Here is a 685-nt window from a genome sequence, read left to right on the forward strand (position 1 = left end):
GCTCTTCGAAGTCGGCGTCATTGACCAGCACGACCAGGATCTTGCCGCGCAGGTCCTGACCCTTGAAGTCGTCCCAGTTCCGCTCCGGCGCCTTGATGCCGTAACCGACGAAGACCAGCGGCGCGTCCTTCAGGCTGACGTGCTGGGCCGGGCGGCGCGTCGAGATGGCGACCTCGCGCCCCTGGGTCAGCGGCAGGGTCCAGTCGCCCAGCTTCAGCGCGGCGTGTACGTTGGACTGGACGAACCGATTCAGGATCACGTCCTGCGTCCACTGGCCGTTCGGTCCGCCCGGCTCGAACCCGGCGGCGGCGTAGCCTTCGCTCAGATACCGGATCACCTTCTCTTCCGCCGGCGTGGCGATGCCGCGCCCCTCGAAACTGTCGTCCGACAGCGTCTTGATGTCCTGCGAGATGCGCGCCGCGTCGAAGGCGGGAACCGTATGGACCGCAGCCGGATCGGGCGCGGTCGCACAGGCCGACAGGGCGGCGCCCGCCAACAGCGCGGCGGCGAAGGAAGAGACGAAACGCATGATCTAAAGGGCCCCACAGCCGGAAACGATGGCGGACCCTAGGCGGCCGAACCCATCGTGTCGATTCCGTGTCGCGGGCCAATCGTCGCAAACGAAAAGCCCGCCGATGCGAACTTCGACGGGCTTGAACATTTCAGACTGGCGGCCGCCTTAGTG

1 protein-coding gene is annotated in these 685 nt (G+C 66.7%); it reads right to left on the reverse strand.

Annotation, left to right across the window (positions count from 1 at the left end):
- A partial coding sequence (locus tag CVH10_RS16880; protein WP_369335840.1) for a hypothetical protein occupies positions 1-529 on the reverse strand: 529 nt, incomplete at its 3' end.
- Between the last annotated feature and the right edge of the window lie 156 nt (positions 530-685).

Source organism: Halomonas sp. ND22Bw (assembly GCF_003011945.1).
In the GTDB taxonomy this organism is placed as follows: domain Bacteria; phylum Pseudomonadota; class Gammaproteobacteria; order Pseudomonadales; family Halomonadaceae; genus Halomonas; species Halomonas halophila.